Source organism: Serratia sp. AR11, from assembly GCF_056376275.1.
The window spans coordinates 4,887,136-4,906,463 of sequence record NZ_CM150739.1 but is presented as its reverse complement, the minus strand read 5'-3'; the positions used below and the strand labels follow the sequence as shown (position 1 = coordinate 4,906,463).

The 19,328-nt window shown below is 55.2% G+C and carries 25 protein-coding genes and 1 pseudogene; 21 read left to right on the top strand and 5 right to left on the bottom strand.

All coding sequences use genetic code 11. The features are described from left to right. The first annotated feature begins 267 nt into the window (after positions 1-267). The gene (locus ACSOSI_RS23210; RefSeq protein WP_329907766.1) at positions 268-435 is read left to right on the top strand and encodes a hypothetical protein; all 168 of its coding nucleotides are present in this window, start codon (positions 268-270) and stop codon (positions 433-435) included. A gap of 89 nt (positions 436-524) precedes the next feature. On the opposite strand, the gene uriH is transcribed toward ACSOSI_RS23210, so the two are convergent. Continuing rightward, positions 525-1,469, bottom strand: coding sequence for a uridine-preferring nucleoside hydrolase UriH (gene uriH / locus ACSOSI_RS23205; protein WP_017894163.1), 945 nt, complete (start codon positions 1,467-1,469; stop codon positions 525-527). A 208-nt stretch (positions 1,470-1,677) separates the two neighbouring features. On the opposite strand from uriH, the gene ACSOSI_RS23200 reads away from it, so the two are divergent. Both ACSOSI_RS23200 and ACSOSI_RS23195 read left to right on the top strand, forming a co-directional pair. Further along, the gene (locus ACSOSI_RS23200; RefSeq protein ID WP_261132964.1) at positions 1,678-1,959 is read left to right on the top strand and encodes a zinc ribbon domain-containing protein; all 282 of its coding nucleotides are present in this window, start codon (positions 1,678-1,680) and stop codon (positions 1,957-1,959) included. A 2-nt stretch (positions 1,960-1,961) separates the two neighbouring features. Further along, entirely contained in the window at positions 1,962-2,339 is a 378-nt protein-coding gene (locus tag ACSOSI_RS23195) for a hypothetical protein (protein ID WP_476706234.1), read from the top strand. On the opposite strand, the gene aaeR is transcribed toward ACSOSI_RS23195, so the two are convergent. Further along, on the bottom strand, positions 2,302-3,213 hold the full coding sequence (aaeR, locus tag ACSOSI_RS23190; protein ID WP_012147088.1) for an HTH-type transcriptional activator AaeR: 912 nt from the start codon (positions 3,211-3,213) through the stop codon (positions 2,302-2,304). The two genes, ACSOSI_RS23195 and aaeR, sit on opposite strands and share 38 nt — an antisense overlap. Positions 3,214-3,521: 308 nt before the next feature. On the opposite strand from aaeR, the gene aaeX reads away from it, so the two are divergent. The 5 genes from aaeX to ACSOSI_RS23165 all read left to right on the top strand — a co-directional run bounded on the left by aaeX (position 3,522) and on the right by ACSOSI_RS23165 (position 7,633). After that, the gene (aaeX, locus tag ACSOSI_RS23185) at positions 3,522-3,725 is read left to right on the top strand and encodes a p-hydroxybenzoic acid efflux pump operon protein AaeX (RefSeq protein WP_012147087.1); all 204 of its coding nucleotides are present in this window, start codon (positions 3,522-3,524) and stop codon (positions 3,723-3,725) included. A 7-nt stretch (positions 3,726-3,732) separates the two neighbouring features. After that, entirely contained in the window at positions 3,733-4,668 is a 936-nt protein-coding gene (gene aaeA, locus ACSOSI_RS23180; protein WP_012147086.1) for a p-hydroxybenzoic acid efflux pump subunit AaeA, read from the top strand. Further along, positions 4,668-6,635 carry a p-hydroxybenzoic acid efflux pump subunit AaeB gene (gene aaeB, locus ACSOSI_RS23175; RefSeq protein WP_476706233.1) on the top strand — a complete coding sequence of 656 codons (1,968 nt, stop codon included), beginning with the start codon at positions 4,668-4,670 and terminating at the stop codon, positions 6,633-6,635. Before aaeA ends, aaeB begins: the two co-directional genes overlap by 1 nt. 243 nt (positions 6,636-6,878) lie before the next feature. Further along, positions 6,879-7,328 carry a ribonuclease gene (locus tag ACSOSI_RS23170; RefSeq protein ID WP_112362643.1) on the top strand — a complete coding sequence of 150 codons (450 nt, stop codon included), beginning with the start codon at positions 6,879-6,881 and terminating at the stop codon, positions 7,326-7,328. Between the two features lie 5 nt (positions 7,329-7,333). Next, a complete protein-coding gene (locus ACSOSI_RS23165) occupies positions 7,334-7,633 on the top strand; it encodes a barstar family protein (protein WP_012147083.1) in 300 nt (99 codons plus the stop codon). 30 nt (positions 7,634-7,663) lie between these two features. Here ACSOSI_RS23165 and yjgA read toward each other — a convergent pair whose 3' ends face one another. Next, positions 7,664-8,212: a ribosome biogenesis factor YjgA gene (yjgA, locus tag ACSOSI_RS23160; RefSeq protein ID WP_476706232.1), complete on the bottom strand. Its 549-nt coding sequence runs from the start codon at positions 8,210-8,212 to the stop codon at positions 7,664-7,666. A 187-nt stretch (positions 8,213-8,399) separates the two neighbouring features. Between yjgA and ACSOSI_RS23155 the strand changes: the two are divergent. From ACSOSI_RS23155 to cybC, 4 genes and pseudogenes are all read left to right on the top strand, one after another. Beyond that, positions 8,400-8,745 (top strand): annotated as a pseudogene (locus ACSOSI_RS23155) (type II toxin-antitoxin system RelE/ParE family toxin). Then, complete coding sequence (locus ACSOSI_RS23150) at positions 8,742-9,080, top strand: helix-turn-helix domain-containing protein (protein WP_012147080.1); 339 nt, start codon at positions 8,742-8,744, stop codon at positions 9,078-9,080. Before ACSOSI_RS23155 ends, ACSOSI_RS23150 begins: the two are co-directional and overlap by 4 nt. A gap of 175 nt (positions 9,081-9,255) precedes the next feature. Further along, positions 9,256-10,596, top strand: coding sequence for a metalloprotease PmbA (gene pmbA, locus ACSOSI_RS23145; RefSeq protein WP_476706231.1), 1,341 nt, complete (start codon positions 9,256-9,258; stop codon positions 10,594-10,596). 151 nt (positions 10,597-10,747) lie between these two features. Then, the gene (gene cybC / locus ACSOSI_RS23140) at positions 10,748-11,134 is read left to right on the top strand and encodes a cytochrome b562 (protein ID WP_476706230.1); all 387 of its coding nucleotides are present in this window, start codon (positions 10,748-10,750) and stop codon (positions 11,132-11,134) included. On the opposite strand, the gene ACSOSI_RS23135 is transcribed toward cybC, so the two are convergent. Further along, positions 11,131-11,916, bottom strand: a complete 786-nt coding sequence (locus ACSOSI_RS23135; protein WP_476706229.1) for an AraC family transcriptional regulator — start codon at positions 11,914-11,916, stop codon at positions 11,131-11,133. The two genes, cybC and ACSOSI_RS23135, sit on opposite strands and share 4 nt — an antisense overlap. Positions 11,917-12,037: 121 nt before the next feature. Between ACSOSI_RS23135 and ACSOSI_RS23130 the strand changes: the two genes are divergently transcribed. Next, positions 12,038-12,826 carry a sulfite exporter TauE/SafE family protein gene (locus tag ACSOSI_RS23130; protein WP_476706228.1) on the top strand — a complete coding sequence of 263 codons (789 nt, stop codon included), beginning with the start codon at positions 12,038-12,040 and terminating at the stop codon, positions 12,824-12,826. Between the two features lie 39 nt (positions 12,827-12,865). Here the strand turns inward: ACSOSI_RS23130 and rnk are convergent, their stop codons facing one another. Beyond that, positions 12,866-13,276, bottom strand: a complete 411-nt coding sequence (gene rnk / locus ACSOSI_RS23125; RefSeq protein ID WP_012147077.1) for a nucleoside diphosphate kinase regulator — start codon at positions 13,274-13,276, stop codon at positions 12,866-12,868. A gap of 423 nt (positions 13,277-13,699) precedes the next feature. On the opposite strand from rnk, the gene ACSOSI_RS23120 reads away from it, so the two are divergent. From ACSOSI_RS23120 to dagF, 8 genes are all read left to right on the top strand, one after another. Further along, positions 13,700-14,047, top strand: coding sequence for a glycine dehydrogenase (locus ACSOSI_RS23120; RefSeq protein ID WP_261277159.1), 348 nt, complete (start codon positions 13,700-13,702; stop codon positions 14,045-14,047). 34 nt (positions 14,048-14,081) lie between these two features. Then, entirely contained in the window at positions 14,082-14,447 is a 366-nt protein-coding gene (locus tag ACSOSI_RS23115) for a glycine-rich SFCGS family protein (protein WP_012147075.1), read from the top strand. Further along, on the top strand, positions 14,447-14,743 hold the full coding sequence (locus ACSOSI_RS23110; protein WP_012147074.1) for a DUF4312 family protein: 297 nt from the start codon (positions 14,447-14,449) through the stop codon (positions 14,741-14,743). Before ACSOSI_RS23115 ends, ACSOSI_RS23110 begins: the two co-directional genes overlap by 1 nt. A 30-nt stretch (positions 14,744-14,773) precedes the next feature. After that, positions 14,774-15,550 carry a DUF4311 domain-containing protein gene (locus ACSOSI_RS23105; protein ID WP_012147073.1) on the top strand — a complete coding sequence of 259 codons (777 nt, stop codon included), beginning with the start codon at positions 14,774-14,776 and terminating at the stop codon, positions 15,548-15,550. A gap of 11 nt (positions 15,551-15,561) precedes the next feature. Next, positions 15,562-16,212 carry a DUF4310 family protein gene (locus tag ACSOSI_RS23100; protein ID WP_017894152.1) on the top strand — a complete coding sequence of 217 codons (651 nt, stop codon included), beginning with the start codon at positions 15,562-15,564 and terminating at the stop codon, positions 16,210-16,212. A 62-nt stretch (positions 16,213-16,274) separates the two neighbouring features. Then, positions 16,275-17,414: an amidohydrolase/deacetylase family metallohydrolase gene (locus ACSOSI_RS23095; protein WP_135344866.1), complete on the top strand. Its 1,140-nt coding sequence runs from the start codon at positions 16,275-16,277 to the stop codon at positions 17,412-17,414. Then, positions 17,398-18,516 carry a DgaE family pyridoxal phosphate-dependent ammonia lyase gene (locus tag ACSOSI_RS23090; protein WP_012147070.1) on the top strand — a complete coding sequence of 373 codons (1,119 nt, stop codon included), beginning with the start codon at positions 17,398-17,400 and terminating at the stop codon, positions 18,514-18,516. Before ACSOSI_RS23095 ends, ACSOSI_RS23090 begins: the two co-directional genes overlap by 17 nt. Further along, positions 18,513-19,253: a 2-dehydro-3-deoxy-phosphogluconate aldolase gene (gene dagF / locus ACSOSI_RS23085; protein WP_476706227.1), complete on the top strand. Its 741-nt coding sequence runs from the start codon at positions 18,513-18,515 to the stop codon at positions 19,251-19,253. The genes ACSOSI_RS23090 and dagF overlap by 4 nt, the downstream gene beginning before the upstream one ends. The last annotated feature ends 75 nt before the right edge of the window (positions 19,254-19,328 follow it).

The following is a 19,328-nucleotide window of genomic DNA, read 5'->3' as shown; positions in this document are numbered from 1 at the left end:
TTTATAGAAGACCTATCCTATTGCGATAAAAATCTGGTAACTGTTAGTGAAGTAAAGTATAAATTATTTGGAATATGTAAGTTTTTATCAAGTAAGGAAAAGCGAAAGTGGTTTGGAGACAGAGTGTGCATAGCGAATAAATGATGTGTCAATTACATATCACTCCCGCCAGGTGGTTGCTGGTGTATCAAGAGCTTTCGAAAAGTGACACTCCATTCGAACTGCGCTACGCGGTTACCTTTTATAAACGGCCGGAAGGGGGGGAACATGTTCTCAGCTTTCGACCAGTTCAAGTGCAGCCCAACGCCGCGAACGGCATCGTTGGCGCAGTGGCAAGCCAGTGATTATGCGATGGTGAAGCAGGTCACCACGGAATATATGGATAACTGCCTTAGCCAGTTGGATGGGCAATTAACTGCATTGCTAAAACGCTAGTTTATCCCCCTCGATAAACCCAGGCCAGGCAGCTATCCAAACACCCCCCGGCCCACCGCCTTACTATTACCTGTCCTACAAGCCGAAGCCTAAACCTTCACTTCCCCAATTCTCTCCAGCGCATCCACTATCAAATCCCAAAACTTATCCTGATCCAGCGTCACCGCCACCTGAGTGTGGCAGTCCGGCGGCGGTGCGGCGCGGAAGTCGGCTACCGTCATGCCCAGCGTCAGGGTGCCGGTCAGTTCGATATCCACCGGGACTTTACGCACCGTCATCACTTCGGGGTCGATCACATAGGCCACCGCGCAAGGATCGTGCACCGGCGGGGCGCTAAAACCTTGCGCCTGCTGATACATCTTGCCAAAGAATTCAAGCAGTTCGCCGACAAACCTGGCTGGTCCGGTTTGGATAGCGGCGATGCGGGCACAGACTTCTGGCGTGGCGAGCGCCTGATGGGTCAGATCCAGCCCGACCATGGTCAGCGGCCACTTTTCATTGAACACGATGTGCGCGGCTTCCGGATCGATCTTGATATTAAATTCCGCCACCGCGCTCCAGTTGCCCACGTGGTAGCCGCCGCCCATCAGCACCACTTCTTTCACTCGTTCGGCAATGCGTGGTTCTTTGCGCACCGCCATGGCGATGTTGGTCAGGCCGCCGGTCGGAACCAGCGTCACGCTGCCCGGCGGGTGAGCCATGATGGTATCGATGATCAGATCAACCGCGTGGCAGGGTTCCAGCGCCAGCGTTGGCTTCGGTAACACCGGGCCATCCAGGCCGGATTCGCCATGGATATCTGGTGCGACTTCTATCTGGCGTACCAACGGGCGCGGGCAGCCGGCGGCAAAGGGTACGCCGGTAATATTGGCGATGCGTGCGACGGCCAGCGCGTTACGGGTGACCTTCTCCAGCGTTTGGTTGCCCACCACGGTGGTCACGGCCAGCAGATCGATCTGCGGGTTACCCCAGGCCAGCAGCATGGCGATCGCGTCGTCATGTCCCGGGTCGCAGTCCAGTATGATTTTTTTCATTGTTATTCCTGATGCAGGGAGAGGTCCCCGCAGCATAGCGCACCGGTGGTGGGCGAGGTAATGACCGATAATGCTTTTTGCTAACCACATCAAAGCGTTGCTGATTTAGCGATGTAATTAAACGTAAATCCCCTTCGGCGCGCTTTACCCTGGAGTTTACTCCAGGGTTTATTCTATAACCTGGCGTAAAGCACAGAGGAGAAGCGCGATGAGCCTGTTGAAAAAACTCTTGGGACAAGGCGATTTTGGCGGTGGGCACCAGCGCTCAGGGCATCGCAGTGGCCGCCATGGCAACCGCTATAACCAACACGGCGAGCAGGGGCCACAATGCCTGCAATGTCAGGCACCTAACAAGCCCGGCGCCCGTTATTGCCACCGTTGTGGACAACCTTTCGAGACGGCGGCGGCACAGTGCAGCGGGTGTTCAGCGCCGTTGTCACCGGGCAGCCGTTTTTGCCAACAATGCGGCAAGGCCGCTAACGGGGGATAGCCATGACAAAACGTGGATGGAGTGTGGCAGTGCTGTTGGCGGTAATGGCGTTATGGACGCTGCTGGCCTGGGGCGTTTCTGGCGTATTGGGCTGGTTGCCCGCGTTAACGGGGCTGGCGCAGAGCGGTTCGGCACAGTTGGCACCGCAGCTTACCGGCTTGCTCAGCCTGGTGCCGCAGGCGCTATTGGACACTTGGCTGCCGCAGTTGCAGCAACTGGGGAACTGGCTGGCGGGGTCTTTCCCACTGTTGCTCACCTGGGCGAAGTACGCCGTCTGGTTAATCTGGGGGCTGGGCATGCTGGCATTACTGGTGCTTGGCACCTTGGCGCGTCGTGTATTGCTCAGCGGTAGCCCTGATAGACTTCCCCCACGCGCTTAAAGTACTCGGTCAGGTAGTTGATGCACACCTGCACCTTGAGCGGCAGCTTGTCTTTCTCGGTGTACACTGCGTACACCGGGCGAGGATCCGAATGGTAGTTTTTGAACAGGATCTCGATCTCTCCGCGTTTGATCTCCTCGATCACCCACATCAGCGGTGCATAGGCGATACCGGCCCCGGCTTTCAGCCAGCGGATCATGGTCTGTGAATCGTTGGTGACGAAGCGTCCCTGCGGCGAGATGCGCGTGCTGATGCCTTCTGGCGCGATCAGCTCGAACTCGCTGTCTGGCCGCACGCTGTATTCCAGCCAGGAAAAATTGACCATATCGCTTGGTTTTAGTGGCGTGCCGTGCTGGCTGAGATAGCTTTTGGCGGCGCACACTACCATCGGCATTGAACCCAGGCGTTTGGAGAACAGGCTGGAATCCTGCAGCGCGCCGGTGCGGATCACTACATCCAGCCCGTCGGCGATCAGATCCGGTGCCGGGATACCGGTCACCAGGTTCACCGTCAGGCCGGGGTACTCTTTGAGCATATCTGCGGTCATGGTTGCCAGCACGTTTTGTGCCATGGTGGATGAGCTACCAATGCGCAGCGTGCCGGTCGGCGTATTGTTAAACGCGTACAGCTGCTCATGCACTTCGCTGACTTCCAGCAGCATGCGGCGACAGCCCTGATAATAGATTTTTCCGGCCTCCGTCAGGCCAATGCTGCGCGTGCTGCGGTTAAGCAGCTTGACCTGCAGCTCATTTTCCAGTTTGGAGACGGTCTGGCTGATAGACGAAACGCTCATATCCAACTGGCGCGCTGCCGCAGTAAATGACCCGCATTCAACCACTTTGGCGAATACCGACATCCGTTTTAGTCTTTCCATTATTCACTCTGGCTTAAAAGTGATTTAGATCACAGATTGTTGATGACTTGATAGTAAGCACGCTAATATAAACAGGTCGGGTGAAAAGACCTTACTAACGCGCGAGTGCGATCGGCAGCGCCATAGTGGCCGATCCCTCCGATATCCTCGCAGTCCCTATCGCGGATGTACGCTCCAGAGTTTACTCTTATTTCAGGTTCCTGACCTGTCTGGGCCTGAATTTGTGGTGCGTGTCAGCTAAAATGTAAAGAGAATGTGAATGGATAGAGTTCTTAACGCCCGGTGCAGTGAACAATAAGGAAAAATTGATGAGTTTGCTTCCGGTTATGGTCATTTTCGGACTGTCGTTTCCCCCGATATTTTTTGAGTTGCTGCTCTCGCTGGCGCTGTTTTTTTTGCTGCGCCGCCTGCTGCAACCCACCGGGATTTACGATTTTGTCTGGCATCCAGCGCTGTTTAATACTGCGCTGTACTGCTGTTTGTTCTATCTGATTACCTGTCTTTTCGTTTGAGGTCGCTGTGAAAAATTTTTCAATAAAAATAACCCGAATCGCGATCACTCTGATTCTGGTCCTGCTGGGGATCATAGCCATATTCAAGGCCTGGGTGTTCTACACCGAATCCCCGTGGACGCGTGACGCCAAGTTCACCGCCGACGTGGTGGCGATCGCCCCGGACGTCACCGGTCTGTTGACCGATGTCCCTCTGGTGGATAACCAACTGGTGAAGAAAGGGCAGGTGCTGCTGGTGATTGACCAGCCGCGCTACCAACAGGCCCTGGCGGAAGCCAATGCCGATGTCGCCTACTACCAGACGCTGGCGGCAGAAAAAAGACGTGAAGCCGGCCGCCGTGTGCGCCTCGGCGTGCAGGCGATGTCGCAGGAAGAGATCGACCAGGCGAATAACGTATTGCAAACCGTAGAGCATCAGCTGGCGAAGGCTGTAGCGACCCGTGAACTGGCTAAATTGGATCTGGAACGCACTACGGTACGCGCACCGGCCGATGGCTGGATCACCAACCTGAACGTTCACGCCGGCGAATACATCACCCGGGGTTCAGTCGCCGTGGCGCTGGTGAAGAAAAACAGCTTCTACATTCTGGCCTATCTGGAAGAAACCAAGCTCAATGGCCTGAACAAGGGCGACCGTGCGGAAATCACTCCGCTGGGCAGTAACCGCATCATGCACGGCACCGTCGATAGCGTGGCCGCCGCCGTCAACAACAGCAGCAGCACCGTGAACAGCAAAGGGTTGGCGTCGATCGACAGCAACCTGGAGTGGGTGCGTCTGGCGCAGCGCGTGCCGGTAAAAATCCTGCTGGACGACAAAGACCAATTGCACCCGTACCCGGCTGGCACCACCGCTACCGTGGTGATCACCGGTAAGAATGACCGCGCTACCGACAGCGGCTCGCCTTTTGTGCGTTTGATGCATCGGCTGCGTGAGTTCGGTTAATGAATAACCCAACCTTTATTCGGCTGAGATTTGCCTTCAAGCTCAGCTTTGCGGTGGTGTTTGCGCTGTTCGTCGGCTTCCATCTCAATCTGGAAACCCCACGCTGGTCGGCGATGACCGCCGCCATCGTGGCCGCCGGTACGGCCTTTGCCGCGGGCGGCGAGCCTTTTTCCGGTGCTATTCGTCATCGCGGTTGGCTGCGTATTATCGGCACATTCATCGGCTGCTTTGTCGGCATAGCGATTATCGTCACTACGGCGCGTGCGCCGGTGGTGATGTTGCTGCTGTGCTGCATCTGGGCCGGCTTCTGCACCTGGATTTCCTCTCTGGTTAAAGTTGAAAACTCCTATGCCTGGGGCCTGGCGGGTTATACCGCGCTAATCATTATTGTCACCGTTGCCAGCAGCGAAGCGCATCTGCTGGAAGCGCCGCAGTTCGCTATTGAGCGCTGCAGTGAGATCGTGCTGGGGATCGTCAGCGCCGTGTTGGCAGACTTGCTGTTCTCGCCGCGTTCAATCAAACAGGATATCGACCGGGCGGTGGATAAACTGCTGGTGGATCAGTACCTGTTGATGCAGATGTGCATCAGCAATGCCGAGAAAGAAGATATCGACCGTGCCTGGAGCAATTTGGTGAAGAGCACCACAGCGCTGAACGGCATGCGCAGCAACCTGATGATGGAGTCATCACGCTGGCAAAAGGTGAATCGCCGCATTCTGGCGCTGCATACGCTTTCGCTGACGTTGATTACCCAGGCCTGCGAGACCTATTTAATCCTGTTGAACCACCCGGATGCGCTGAAAGAAAACGTTCGCGAGTTGCTGATGGTTCCGGCTCAAACGCCGCAGGAAATCCATAAACGCATGAAGTTGTTGCGGCAGGTGCTGACCACTAACCGTACCGACGAGACATTAGTGACCATCACCAGTTGGGTGGGGGCGGCCACTCGCTACCTGCTGCTGGCCAAAGGCGTACACACCAACAGCAGTATCAGTTCGGTAGAAGAAGGGGTGTTGAGCAGTGAGGTGGTGGTTAAACCGACCTCGGCGGAAAGACACCACGCGATGATTAACGGTCTGCGCACCTTTGTGGCGACGGCCTTTGGCAGCCTGCTGTGGCTGTGGACCGGCTGGACCTCCGGCAGCGGCTTTATGGTGATCATTGCGGTGATCACCTCCCTGGCGATGCGCACCCCGGCACCGCGCATGGTGGCGATGGACTTTATCCTGGGTATGCTGGCGGCGATCCCGGTCGGCTCACTGTATTTTATGGTGATCCTGCCGGCGACTCAGCAAAGTATTTTACTGCTGTGCCTCAGTCTGGGCTTGCTGGCGTTTTTCATCGGTATCGAGGTGCAGAAACGACGGTTGGGCTCGCTTGGCCTGCTGGCGGGGACCATCAATATTCTGGTATTGAGCAACCCGATGGAGTTCAACGTCACGCAGTTCCTTGATGGTGCGCTTGGCCAGTTCCTCGGCAGCTGTGTGGGCCTGATGGTGCTGCTGCTGATCCGCGATAACTCGCGTGAACGTACCGGTCGCACCTTGCTGAACCAGTTTGTCGGCAGCGCGGTATCGGCGCTGACTACCAAGGCCGCACGCCGTCAGCAAAACCACCTGCCTGCGCTGTATCAGCAGTTGAATCAGCTGCTGATGATGTTCCCGAACGATATTGCCAAGTACCGATTGGCGCTGAACCTGATTATCGCTCACCAGCGTATGCAGCGGGCTGAGATCCCGGTTAGCGAGGAGCTTTCGGCTTTCCATAAGCAGATCCGCAGTACCGCCGACCACATGGTCTCGGCGAAGAACGAGGTAAAACGTGCTTATTATTACGATCGGCTGTTGAGTGAAATGAACGATTATCAGCAGAAGCTGGTGGATTATCAGGCCCCGCTCAGCGTTACCGGGCCGGTAAAACGTCTGGCCGACATGCTGTATCGCTATCGTCACGCCCTGATTGACTGATACCTCAAATTTTCTTGCCGGGGCTATACTTGCCTGAGATAGCCCCGTTTCAGAGTTGCACTGAGTGCCTGACCGGCTGCAAAATGGCATGATTAGCTTGAACGGGTGATGCAGGTTGTTCGGCGCGCTTTCCCTGAAGTGAAAACGTTACATGCCAGTCATCTCTGCTTCATCCTTTTCATCTATAAATCCAACCAGCATGGGTGTTGATGCGCCCCTGTCGGCCATAAATCAGGGACAGCAATGAATAAGCGGATCCTCGTGGCGATCGTTATCGCCGTTGTGATAGCCGGCTTTACTGCAATGCGCAGTAACGATCGGGTGATTGCCAACGTACCGGCGGTAGCCGAAGGTCAGAGTATTGACCAACTGACGCAGCAGCAAAGGGTGGTGAGCTATCTGCAGCAGCACCAGCGGCTGCCGGACTATTACATCACCAAGAAGCAGGCGCGTGAACAGGGATGGGATGCACGTAACGGCAATCTGTGTTCGGTGTTGCCGGGCAAAGCGATTGGCGGCGATCGTTTCTCAAACCGTGAAGGGCAACTGCCCACGGCCCGCAGTCGGGTATGGCGTGAGGCGGATATCAATTATCAATGCGGCCGGCGCGGCGCCGATCGTTTGCTGTATTCCAGCGACGGCCTGATTTTTGTCACGCGTGACCATTATAAAAACTTCATTCGGGTGGAGTGAGCTTGATGGCAAAAGTAGAGTTCGATTTTAATCAGATTAACGATTTGCCGGCTTTTTACCGCGACTTCGCGCAAAAGTTTGCGCTGGATGAGGCGTTTGGTGCCAATCTGGATGCGCTGTGGGACGTGGTGACGGTGGACATCGGTTTGCCGGTGGAGATAGAGTTTACCCATCTCAATGCCCGCAGCAAACGTCGCTTTGGCGCGATAATCCTGTTGTTCGAAGAGGCGGAGGAAGAGCTGGAAGGCAGCCTGCGTTTCAATATTCGTGAAAGCAGCGGTGAACCTGCACATCACCGGGGATGAACTGGGTTCATCCCGTGGTGACGGCGGCGATCATTCGGCGGTCTCGGCCAGATCGCGCAGGTACTGGAAGATTTGACGGTAAGCTTTCGGCGGCTTGTTAGCGGCTTTCTCTTTCTGTGCGTTACGCACCAGTGAGCGCAGCTGCTGGCGATCGGCTTCCGGATACAGCGCCAAAATTGGCGGGATCGCGTCGTCACCCTCTTCTACCAGGCGGTCACGTAATACTTCCAGCTTGTGGAACAGCGAAACCTGTTGGTTATGGCGGTTCTTCAGCTTGTCGAGCGCGGTCTGAATCGGCTCTACGTCGCGGGCGCGCAACATCTTGCCAATCAGTTGCAGCTGACGGCGGCGACCTTCTTTTTTGATTTTTTGCGCCAGATCAATCGCAGCGCGCAAATCTTCATCCAGCGGGATGCGTTCCAGCGCGTTCTTACCCAGCTCGACCAGTTCAACACCCAGGTCTTTTAGCGCTTCGGCATCACGTTTAATTTCACTTTTACTGACCCAGATAATCTCGTCATCTTCCTCGTCAATGTTCTCCGGGACATCGTCGAGCCAGTCTTCAGGCTGTTTGTTCATGGTAGGCTCCGTTAAAAAGAGGCTAATCCTAACAGGTTGTCCAGCAACCCGCCAATTACGCACCAGAGCAGATTGAGTATAGCTGCCGATGCGACGAAAAATCGCCCTTATTAGCGGACAGCCATTTTGATTTGTTGTTTTTATCAGCATGTGAGTATAAAATTTTATACAAATGGAGGCGGTGCTCATGGATGATGAGAGTGAAAAGGCCATTGACTGGCGTGGATCCTCGTTGGTGGATCTATTAGCGTTTCCGACCGACGCGCGAAAGGCTGCCGGGTTTGAATTGAGTAAAGTACAAAGAGGCGTCGAACCTGGCAGTTGGAAACCCATGAGTGGGTGCGGGTGTTTGTGAAATCCGCTTATATGCACTTGCTGGTGCATTCAGAGTGATTTACGTGGCTAAGTTCAAAGAAGTTATTTATGTTTTGCACAGTTTTCAAAAGAAGACAGCTAAAACCAGTCGGCACGATATTCAGATTATCAAAACGCGATATGACGCGGTGATAGAAGAGCGGGGTAAGAAGAAATGACCAAGCCAATTGATACCCATTCCCGGCATGTCACGCCACGAGGCGGCAACGTATTTGCTGATCTTGGGTTTGCCCCCGATGAGGCAGGGCAATTACAGGCGCAATCCAACGCCGAGATTGAACACCTCATTGCGCTTAAAAAACAGCTGATGGGAGAGATAAGTGCCTGGATAGAAGGGGAAGGGTATCGTCAAGAAGAGGCCGCACGTCATTTGCATACTTCCAGACCACGCGTGTCTGACGTGGTAAATCAGAAAACAGACAAATTTACTCTCGATGCACTGATCAATATGCTCGCCAATATAGGCAAATCAGTAAAGTTGGTGATTGAGTGACAAACTCACCGATTTAGTGTCCTTTCTATGCCCCGCAATTGCTTTATGCGAAATTCCACGCGGTTCCTGTTAGACTCAAAAGTATAAATCTCATGATTTTTGCGCGTGACTCCACGCGCAACCACGCCGCCACGGCACTTTTCTCAACGATTTTCTGATTAAGTATGGCAGATTGATGAAAGTAGTCACTCAAGTTGCACAGCAGCGCAAGGCGCTGGAACAGGCCGTTTCACAGGCTTTGGAACTGGCGCGCGCCGGTTCCGATGCGGCAGAAGTTGCCGTGACCAAATCTACCGGTATCAGCGTCAGCACCCGCTTTGGCGAGGTGGAAAACGTTGAATTCAACAGCGATGGTGCGTTGGGTATTACCGTCTATCACCAGCAACGTAAAGGCAGCGCTTCATCAACCGATCTCAGCCCGGACGCTATTGCCCGCACCGTGCAGGCGGCGCTGGACATTGCCCGTTATACCTCAGTGGATCCCCATGCCGGCCCGGCGGAGAAAGACCTGCTGGCGTTTGACGCGCCGGATCTGGATCTGTTCCACCCGGCAGAGCTGGACGCCGATCGCGGTATCGAGCTGGCTGCCCGCGCCGAACAGGCATCCCTGGCGACGGACAAGCGCATCACCAATACCGAAGGCGGCAGTTTTAACAGCCACTATGGCATCAAGGTGTTCGGCAACAGTCACGGCATGCTGCAAAGCTATTGTTCCAGCCGACATTCATTGTCGAGCTGTGTGATCGCCGAGCAAGGTGGTGATATGGAGCGTGATTACGCCTATACCATCGGCCGTGCGATGAGCGATCTGGAAAGTCCTGAATGGGTGGGACAGGAATGTGCCCGTCGCACCTTGTCACGCCTGTCTCCGCGCAAGCTGTCGACCATGACCGCTCCGGTGCTGTTTGCCTCTGAAGTGGCGACTGGCCTGTTCGGCCATCTGGTTGGTGCCATCAGCGGTAGCAGCGTTTACCGTAAATCGACCTTCCTGTTGGATTCGCTGGGCAAACAAATCTTGCCGGAGTGGCTGACCATCGAAGAGCACCCGCATCTGCTGAAGGGGCTGGCTTCCACGCCGTTCGACAGCGAAGGCGTGCGTACCCAACGGCGCGACATTGTCAAAGACGGCGTGCTGCAAACCTGGCTGATGACCAGCTATGCGGCGCGTAAGCTCGGCATGCACAGCACCGGCCATGCGGGCGGCATCCATAACTGGCGTATTGCCGGTCAGGGTAATGATTTTGCCGGCATGCTCAAGCAGTTGGGTACCGGTCTGGTGGTCACCGAACTGATGGGGCAGGGCGTCAGCGGTATTACCGGTGACTACTCACGCGGCGCGGCTGGTTTCTGGGTGGAAAATGGCGAGATCCAATATCCGGTCAGCGAGATCACCATCGCCGGCAACCTGAAAGATATGTTGCGCAATATCGTCAGCGTGGGCAGCGATATTGAAACTCGCAGCAACATCCAGTGTGGTTCCGTGTTGTTGCCGGACATGAAAATCGCCGGTCAGTAAATCTTCTTACGGCTGGCCGCTCCGGTTGCCAGCCGCATCACTCCCCCTTCCCCGTTTTAACCTTGCTTACAAATCTTCGGTTTCGGTTTTCAGCCCTCTTGCCTATGGTTAGGCTGGGTCAAATAAAACAATAATTGGAAGGTGAGCAAGCATGTCGAACAAACTGAAAGCGCTGTTGGCGTTGGCATTATTGGGTGCCAGTTCACTGGCGGTCGCGGCCGATCTGGCCGACGATATGGATACCATCGCAGGCAATTACAAAAAGGTGCTGAGCACCGACGCCACCGATACCCTCAAACAAAGCTTGCAGAATATGCGTGCTGCGGCAGTGGATGCCAAGCAAAGCAAGCCGCCAAAAATGGAAGACAAAGCCAACGATAGCCCGGAGATAAAAGATTTCCACCACGGGCTGGATACGCTGATCGGCCAGATCGACCAGTCGCTGGCGTTGGCTAATCAGGGCAAGCTGGCCGAAGCCAAACAGGTCGCCCAGGGTTTCAAGCAAACCCGCGACGCCAACCACAAGAAATTCCGCTAACCTCTTTCGCGCCGTTCTGAGGCCAGATAACAGGACGGCGCCTGTCCCAGCACGCGGCGAAACATGGTTGCAAACGCCGCACTACTTTCATAACCCATTTCCAGCGCTACCTGGGTCACACTGCTACCTTCAGCCAACCGGGCCAACGCCAACACCACGCAGGCCCGTTGACGCCATTGTGAAAATGACATGCCGGTTTGATCCCGAAAAAAGCGGCTGAAGCTGCGGATACTCATATACAGGCGTTTAGCCCACGCCTGCGGCGAGTCGTGTGCGTCAGGTTGCTGCAGAAAAAGTTGGCACAGCCCCTCCAGTCGTCGGTCGGCAGGCAGCGGGATGTGAAGTGGCAGGGACTGCAGGTGGGCAATCTCATGCAATAACAGACTGACCAATGCGCCATCACGGCCTTTCTGCTGATACTCCAGTGGCATATCGACCGCCGCCATCAACAGTTGGCGCAGCAGCGGTGTCACGCTAACCACCTGGCAAACCTGCGGCTGAGTGGCCAGCAGCGCTGCAGGTTCAATGTACAGGCTGCGGGTAGTGACGCCGACCATTCTCACCTCATGCGGCATCTGTGGCGGTAGCCATACCGCCCGCTGCGGTGGTACAAGCCAGTTCCCCTGGCGGGTGAATACGTGCATCACGCCGGTAGCGCCATACAACAGCTGAGCGCGCCGGTGGCTATGCATCGGCAACAGATGGCCCGAAGGATAGTCGGTACCTATGGCAATCACCGGTCTGGGCACGTGGTCGAGGTCATCAATACGTAAGTTACGCATAAAACCTGTTATTGAGCAGTTTGGCCGAAACGCAATAATAGTTGGCCTTTCATATGAAGCAAGCCAATAGCCATCGTTTTATTCTGCCCTCCGACATTTTTACTCAGGGGGACTTGAGTCTATGGCAGATATCATTCTCGTATTGTTAACCGGGTTTATTACCGGCATTACCACCATTTTGTTCGGTTTTGGCGGTGGTTTCGTGGTGATTCCTTTTGTTTATCATCTGGTTGCTAATTCTGGTGAACACTCTGGTCAGGCGATGCATATCGCGGTAGCGACCTCGACGGCGGTCATGATCCTGAATTCGGGTTATGCCACCTTCACCAACTGGCGCAGTGGTAACCTGCTGCGTGAAACCATTGTCCCGTTGATTTATTTTATCGGCATTGGCGCTGCATTGGGGGCTTTCGCCTCCAGTTTGCTGAAGGATGCGGTGGTTCGGCTGCTGTTCGTTATTTATATGCTGGTGACGATCGCCGATTGCCTGTTCAGACAGGGTTTTTTGGTCAAGCCGGCTCGTGCGGTGCTGTCAAAGACGACTCTGTGGGTTGGTGGTCCGGTCATTGGGGTGATCGCCACTATGCTCGGTGTGGGGGGAAGTGTGCTGACGGTGCCTTTATTGCGTCGGCATGGCTACGAGATGAAACATTGCGTCAGCGCGGCCAATCCGTTGTCGATCCCGGTCGCCGTCATTGGTGCATTGATGTATATCGGATTGGGCTGGAAGGAAATGAGCGGGCCGCAATACCTGGGTTATGTCAATCTCACCCTTTTGGGTATGTTGGTGGCGGCGGGCATTGTGGGGATAGTGTTTGCCAAAAGATGGCTGCCGAAGGTCAACGACAGATGGCATGCCAGAATTTATGTATTGCTGCTGATCCTGGTTTTGATCGCCATCAGTTTGTAAGACCCAGAAAGGGCGGCAGGGTACCGCCCTGATAACCGCTTAGCGGTGGTATTCACCCGCCGCTTCCGGCTGGTACAACAGTTCCAGCACTTCGATACGCGCTTCTTCACCGTTCGGCAACTGCCAGGTAATCTGGTTACCTACGTGCATACCCAGCAGCGCTGCGCCCAAAGGTGCCATTACCGAAAGCTGTTCGTGGCTGTCCTTCAGCGAAGCCGGGTAAACCAGCGTCCGCACGTGTTCTTCTGCAGTATGCAGATCGCGGAAACGCACGCGGCTGTTCATGGTCACCACGTTGGCTGGGATCTGGGACGGCGGCAGAATTTCGGCGCGATCCAGCTCGATGTTCAGCGCGGTGGCGACATCGGTGTTGGCAAAGGCCGGTTGTGCCAATAGCGCATCCAGGCGCTCCGCATCCAGCTCATTAATAGTAATGGTTGGTTTGGTCATTCCACTCTCCAGTCAAATCAAAGGGCGTCAGGTTACGCGCCCATAAATTCGGAAAAACAGCACAAAAGCAACACCCCCGCGCCAGAGGAGCGGGGGTGTTGTTGATGTCGAATTGTCTTACCGATAGTAGGCGGTTAAGCGGGGAAAAGAAAGAGATCCCGATCACGAAGCTTTTCACCGTCGCCGGGCGAACTGGAAACAGTTTGTGGTGTTATCTTTTTGTAATTTAATTGAATTATCTGGCAAATGCTTATTTTGCGAAATGGATCCCTGACGGTCACTGAATTTCCACTTCCAACTGGAAAAAAACAGGCTACACAGAAAATCTTCCCGGGGTTAGGGTAAAGGCATCAGAGAAGGCGGGTTATTCAGGTGATGCCGTGCAATTGACCGAGTCATGTTTGGATCTAGGGGTACTGAAAAGTGAATGATGGATCTGTTGCGATAGAAAATAGTGAGCAACCCGATATCAGCGTAGCCGGGGCAATCACCGAACAGGTGCTGGCAGGTATTACCGAGATGCTAAGCGCAGAGGGTATTTATACCAACGCGGTACAGCAACAGATGCTGGAGTCGCATATTCGTGCCATGGTGCTGCGATCAATAACCGGCGAGCCATTACCGGAAGTCGATAAATCACTGTTTGATGAAATTTCGGCGGAATCAATGCAAATGGCCGAGCGGGTAGTGGGGCAGTTTGCCACTTTACCGATCGAAGAGGCTTATTTGCTGTCCGTCCATTTTGAAGTGGCAAAAGATAATAACCAATAGCAGTTAACGAATTAATTTAATCAGGAGAAATACCATGGGTCAGATTACCGTAGTGATTGGCGATCGTTTGGGTAAAGGTCAGAAAGTGGGTCAGGGCATTGAAAATGCAGGCGGAAAAGCCATCGTGATCCCAGGCGTAGCGGCAGACATGAAGCTGGGCGACGTGATGAAAGCGGAAGGCGCGCAGCTGGGTATTTCTTTCTGCGGCAGCGGCGGTGCAGGGGCAATTACCGCTCAAACCAAATACGGTTATAAAGCCAAATACGGCATGCGCTCGATTGATGAAGGCGTGACGGCAATTAACGAAGGCTGCACCGTATTAGGTTTCGGTTTTATGGATAAAGAAGAGCTGGGCCAGAGGCTGGTTGAAGCCTACGTTAAAAAACACGGCAATCCGTAATGAAAGAGCAATATACAACGTCGGTAAAGGTTGAGGGTAAGGGCGACAGCAAAGCGAAAGCTTTTGCTTCCGCCTTGGCCAATGTGCAGGGCGCGGTATTAAAATCCACCAGTAATATTCTGCTGCGTATTGAACCGCAGGATGTCAGCGTATTAAGAGCGGAAGAGAAAATAACAAAAGAAAAGTTTCTGTTCTTCTTTCTGCCGCGGGAAAGAAAGAACTATTCCGTATCTCTGGAAATAACCGTGAACGTGACAATCATCAATACAGAAAAAGTTGTCTTCGTCGCGAAATAAAAACGTTAGCATAAATCAAAGGGTATACTGATGTTTTTAATCATCTTATTTAAGTCGCTTATTATCGGCGGACTGGTGGGGGTTGGCGTAGGGGCCGGCGCCGCACGCATGTTCCATGCCCCAACCACCCAGGGCATGGGCGCTTTCCGTACCTTGGGCGAGCTGAACTCCTGCGAGGGCGATCCGGCTTCCCATTTCTCATTCGGTCTGGGCTTCTTCTTCAACGCCTGGGCGTCTTCCGTGGCGGCTGGGGCCTTCACGCAGGACGTTGACCACCGCATCATCCCACACTGGGGTGCGGCAGCGTTGATGGTCAAAAACCGCAACCTGGCGCAAACGCTGCACGACCCGAAAAAAATGGCTATCGCCTGCGGCATTATCGGCATGCTGGTGGTGGCTTTCCTCAATACTACCGCCTCCGCGGTGCCTGCTGCGCTGCAGGTCACGGCGATTAAAGTGTTGGTGCCGGCCGCTAACCTGCTGGTGAACACCGTGATGCCGGTGATCTTCTGGCTGGCGGCGATCGACGCCGGGCGTCGTTCCGGTTTCTGGGGCACCATCTTCGGCGGCCTGGCGCAGCTGATTATGGGCAACGCCGTACCGGGTCTGGTGTTGGGCATCCTGATCGGTAAAGGCGTGGAAGAGAGCGGCTGGAACAAAATCACCAAGATCATGATGGCGGTGATCGTGCTGCTGTTCGTGCTGAGCGGTTTCTTCCGCGGCTTCGACATGAAAGTCCTCGAATCCTTCAGCCTCGGCGTGCCGGGCTGGTTGGATGCCATTCACAATACCCTGAGCGGTAAATAAGGAGCTGGATGATGGAAGAACAAACCCAAAAAGGCTTCTGGTATGCCGACTGGTCATTCCCGATTTTTGTCGGCCTGCTCTCGTCCGGCGTGTTCGCCGGGACGCACATGTACTACCTGTACGGCATCGGTGCCTTTAACGAAGTGGCCTTCGTTTCCATGCTGCGGGCCGGAATGGATACCGGCGTTTATGGCGCGGTGGCGGCATTCGGTGCCAGCTTCCTGTTTGCGCGCATCATCGAAGGCTCGTTGGTGGGGATCCTGGACATCGGCGGTGCAATCCAGACCGGTGTTGGCCTGGGGGTGCCGGCACTGCTGCTGGGGGCCGGCATTATCTTCCCGGTTGCCAACTTTGCCGCCTCGCTGGTAACCGGCCTGGTGATTGGTCTGGCGATTGGCTACCTGATCATTCTGGCGCGTAAATTTACCATCAACCAGAGCAACTCCACCTACGGGGCGGACGTGATGATGGGGGCTGGTAACTCCTCCGGTCGTTTCCTGGGGCCGTTGATCATCCTGTCGGCGATGACCGCCTCGATTCCGATTGGCATTGGTTCACTGCTCGGCGCACTGCTGTTCTATATCTGGAATAAGCCAATCACCGGCGGGGCGATCCTCGGGGCGATGCTGTTAGGGGCTATTTTCCCGGTAGCCATCGCTTAAATGCGACTGTGATTGTTGGGGAGCGGCGCGCCGCTCCCCTGCTTGAAAAGGAGTAATGCAGTATGTATGACTTAGTAATCAGACGCGCCAGACTGGCGGATGACCGACTGGTCGATTTGGCGGTCCTGGACGGCAAGATTGCCGCGGTCGGGCAACTGGCTGAAGACGTTCGCGCTCATCGGCAATGGGATCTGGCGGGTAATCACCACCTGAGCGCCGGCTGGATTGACTCCCACGTGCATTGTTACCCCTCTTCGCCGATTTACCATGACGAGCCGGATTTGGTTGGCACCGCCTGTGGCGTCACCACGGTGGTCGACGCCGGTAGCACCGGCACTGACGATGTCGATACGTTTTATGCACTGACGCGCCGTGCCAAAACCAACGTTTTTGCCTTCCTGAATATTTCGCGTATCGGTCTGCTGCGACAGAATGAACTGGCAGACCTGACCGATATCGACAAGCAGAAAGTCAGCCAGGCGATCGACAAACATGCCGGTTTTGTCATCGGCATCAAGGCGCGCATGAGCAGCAGCGTGGTCGGCCAGAACGGCACCCGGCCGCTGGTGCTCGCCAAAGAGATCCAGCAGGAAAATAGCCTGTTGCCGCTGATGGTGCATATCGGCAATAACCCGCCGGATCTCGATGAGATAGCCGATCTGCTGACCCGTGGCGACATTATTACCCACTGCTATAACGGCAAGCCAAACCGCATCCTGACCCCGGCCGGCACGCTGCGCGAGTCTATCCAGCGTGCGTTGCAGCGCGGTGTGTTGCTCGACGTTGGCCATGGCACCGCCAGCTTCAGCTTTGAGGTCGCCCGGCAGGCGATAGCCTTGGGCATTTTGCCACATACCATCAGTTCCGATATTTACTGCCGTAACCGCATGGCCGGGCCGGTACACAGCCTGGCGACGGTGATGTCCAAATTCTTCGGCATCGGGCTGTCGCTGCCGCAGGTGATTGCCTGCGTGACTGAGAATGCCGCGTCGGCCCTACGTCTGGTCAACAAGGGCCGGCTCGAAGTGGGGTGCGACGCCGATTTCACCCTGTTTGATCTCCGCCAGGGGCCGCAGGTGTTTGCCGATTCAGAAGGGCAATCGGCAGCCGGCCAACAGTTGCTGGTTCCGCTGGCCGCGGTGGTAGCCGGGGAAATCCTATTAACCGATGAAGGGAAAGCCGCTCATGTCTTCGATTTATGAAAAATATAATTTAAAACAAGTCATTAATACTTCAGGCCGCATGACCATGCTTGGCGTGTCGACACCGCGTCAGGACGTCATTGACGCGGTTGACTACGGCCTGAATCACTATTTTGAAATCAAGGATCTGGTCGACAAGACCGGTGCCTATATCGCCAATCTGTTGAATGTCGAAGATGCGGTGATCGTTTCCTGCGCCTCGGCTGGTATCGCCCAGTCGGTAGCGGCATTGATCGTCAAAGACAACGCCAACCTGCTGGTGAATTTGCACTCTGCGCCGATTACCGTACCGCGGGAAATCGTGTTGCCGCGTGGGCATAACGTCAACTTCGGCGCGCCGGTCGACACCATGGTCGCGCTGGGAGGCGGCAAAGTAGTCGAGGCGGGCTACGCCAACGAGTGCTCCGCCGAACAACTCGAAGCCTGCATCACGCCGCAGACTGCCGCCATTCTCTATATCAAGTCGCACCACTGCGTGCAGAAAAGCATTCTTTCCGTTGAACAGGCGGTGGTGGTGGCACGTAAACATAACCTGCCGCTGATCGTCGATGCCGCCGCGGAAGAAGATCTGCTGTGCTACTACCAGATGGGGGCCGACCTGGTGATTTACAGCGGCGCCAAAGCCATTGAAGGCCCAACCAGCGGTTTGGTGATCGGCAAGAAGCAATACGTCGAGTGGGTGAAACTGCAATCCGGCGGCATCGGCCGGGCGATGAAAGTGGGTAAAGAGGGCATCCTCGGCCTGACGCAGGCGATCGAAAGCTATCTGACGTTGGAGAAAACCACCGGCCAGCAAATGGTGGAAAGAATGACGCCGTTTATCGACAGCCTGAACACCCTGACCGGCATCAGCGCCAAAACCGTCTGGGACAGTGCCGGCCGTGATATTGCACGGGCAGAGATCACCTTTGACGAAGCGGTACTCGGGCGTTCGACCTACGACATCGTGCAGGCGCTGAAAACCGGCGCCATCGCCATCTACTTCCGTGGCTATAAGGCTAACGAAGGCAAGATTGAAGTGGATGTGCGCAGCGTTGATCAGCAACAGCTGATGACCGTCTTCACCTGTATTAAAAATCTGTTCACGGAGAAACAAGCATGAAGCTGCAACCCAACTACTATCGCGATCGCGTGTGCCTCAACGTATTGGCCGGCTCGAAAGACAATGCGCAGGATATTTATTCGGCGGCGGAAGGGCATGTGCTGGTGGGCGTTCTGTCCAAGAACTACCCGGACGTCGACAGTGCGGTGGCAGACATGCAGCGCTATGCGCGGCTGATTGAAAATGCGCTGTCGGTGGGGCTGGGCGCGGGGGATCCGAAACAATCGGCGATGGTCAGCCTGATTTCTCAGCAGGTGCAGCCACAGCACGTAAACCAGGTGTTTACCGGTGTCGGTGCCAGCCGCGCGCTACTGGGCCAAAATGACAGCGTGGTCAATGGCCTGGTGTCGCCTACCGGCCGCGTTGGCTGGGTGAAAATCTCAACCGGTCCGCTGAGTGCAGCGGCACCGGACGGCATTGTGCCGGTGGAAACCGCCATTGCCCTGTTAAAAGACATGGGCGGCAGCTCAATCAAGTATTTCCCGATGGGTGGGCTGGCATGCAAAGAAGAATACCAGTATGTGGCCCAGGCCTGCGCCGAACATGACTTTATGCTGGAGCCGACCGGCGGCATCGATCTGGAAAACTTCGAGCCGATCGTCGAGATCGCACTGGCTGCGGGTGTGAAGCGGGTGATCCCACATATCTACAGCTCTATCATCGATTCCGCCACGGGCAACACTCGCCCGCAGGACGTTAAAACCCTGCTGGCCATCACCAAAACGCTGGTCGGGTAAACGCATTATCGGATGACGTAAGGCAGGGAGGCGACAGGCTTTGTATCCACAGGCGCGGGCATTCCGCGCCGCTAT